Here is a 2,108-nt window from a genome sequence, read left to right as displayed (position 1 = left end):
AAAACAGGTCTTATAATAGACGCTTATTTTTCTGGGACTAAGTTAAAATGGATTTTAGACAATGTCGAAGGTGTTAGAGAGAGAGCAGAAAAGGGAGAATTGCTGTTTGGGACAGTTGAGACATGGCTTATTTGGAAGCTGACTAAGGGTAAGGTTCATGTGACTGATTATTCAAATGCATCTAGAACTCTGCTTTTTAATATTAAAGAGTTAAAATGGGACGATGAGATTTTAGCGGAATTAAACATTCCAAAATCAATGCTTCCAGAGGTTAAACCATCTAGTGAAATCTACGGACATTGCGATTCTGCGTTTTTAGGAGGAGAAATTCCGATATCAGGAGCAGCTGGAGATCAGCAGGCAGCTCTATTTGGTCAAACCTGCTTCAATCCAGGGGAGGCAAAAAATACATATGGAACAGGCTGCTTCATGCTTATGAACACAGGTGAAAAACCAGTTTTCTCAGAAAACGGGCTTGTAACTACGATAGCATGGGGGCTTGACGGCAAGGTAAATTATGCTCTTGAAGGCTCAATATTTGTGGCAGGTGCAGCGATACAATGGCTTAGAGACGAGCTAAAAATAATAGAATCCTCAGCAGACTCTGAGTACATGGCAAACAAAGTAAAGGACACTAATGGATGCTATGTAGTGCCTGCATTTACTGGACTTGGAGCACCTCACTGGGATCAATACGCTAGGGGAACAATAGTCGGAATTACCCGCGGTGTCAACAAATACCATATAGTCCGCGCGACATTGGAATCACTAGCTTACCAAGTAAACGACGTACTTCAAGCGATGAAGGCGGACTCAAAAATAGAGCTAGAAGCTCTAAAGGTAGATGGTGGAGCGAGCCAAAATAATTTACTTATGCAAATGCAATCTGATATAATAGACGCACCAGTAAAAAGACCAGTTTGTGTCGAAACTACAGCGATGGGAGCAGCTTATTTGGCAGGATTAGCAGTAGGATATTGGAAAAACAAAGAAGAGGTTATAAAAAACTGGGAGATAGATAAAGTTTTCACTCCTGAAATATCAGAAGAAGACAGAGCTAAAAAGATAAAAGGCTGGAACAAGGCAGTCAAATACTCATACGGATGGGCTAAAGAAGAATAAAGTAACAATTCGAGCATAATAAAAATAAAATAGTATACGCGAAATGAAAAAGGAGGATGATTATCATGATATTACCAAAAAGACTAAAAAAAGGCGACACTATAGGAATTGTGGCTCCTTCAGGTCATTTACGTGAAGCTAAAATAGAGGATGTTGAAAAATCCTTGATAGATAGAGGATACAAGGTGAAAATTTACGAAAGCTGTTATAGTGTAGACAGGGGATACCTATCAGGAAACGATGAATTGAGAGCTAAATGTCTGCAAGAGGCATTTGCGGATGAAAATATAGACGCGGTTTTCTGCATAAGAGGTGGATATGGAGCTGCTAGGATATTGGATTTAATCGATTTTGATATTATCAGAAATAATCCGAAGATATTTCTAGGATTGTCCGATATAACAGCGCTTCACATGGCGTTTAACCAAAAATGCGATTTGGTTACTTACCATGGACCTGTGGCGAGAAGATTTGTCGATATGGACGATTACACAGAAAAGTCACTATTAAAAAACATAGCTACAGATGAAAGAATAAATTTCGAAAATCCTGAGGACGAAGAGATATTTGCATTATATGAAGGTAAATGTGAAGGCCAAATAGTAGGTGGAAACTTGAGCTTAATAAACACTTCTCTAGGAACAGAATATGAAATAGATACTAAGGATAAAATCCTATTTATAGAAGAGACTAGCGAATATGTATATAATGTAGACAAAATGATAAACCACCTCCATATGGCTGGTAAATTCAGAGATTGCAAGGGGATAATATTCGGTGATTTCAAGGATTGCAGAAAGGTCAGAGATGAAGACTGGGCTGTCGAGGACATAGTAAACGAAATAGCCCAAAGATACAAAAAGCCTACAATCTACAACCTGCAAACAGGACACTGTATTCCAGTCGGCACAATACCTCTAGGTGCGATGTGCTACTTAGATGCTACTAATAAAAAGGTGGAATTTGACTATTCCAACTGCTCATGC

General features: G+C 38.8%; 2 protein-coding genes. Both read left to right on the top strand.

Translation table 11 applies throughout. From position 1 onward, the window contains the following. The coding region (locus MR593_RS10005) for an FGGY family carbohydrate kinase (protein ID WP_290692459.1) at positions 1 to 1,122 on the top strand (1,122 nt) is incomplete at its 5' end. 65 nt (positions 1,123 to 1,187) lie between these two features. Next, positions 1,188 to 2,108, top strand: a 921-nt coding sequence (locus MR593_RS10000; RefSeq protein WP_290692457.1) for a S66 peptidase family protein, incomplete at its 3' end; no start/stop codon positions are given.

This window comes from Intestinibacter sp., assembly GCF_022780145.1.
GTDB lineage: Bacteria > Bacillota > Clostridia > Peptostreptococcales > Peptostreptococcaceae > Intestinibacter.
Note: the sequence above shows the minus strand (reverse complement) of the source record. Positions and strands in the feature narration are given on the sequence as shown.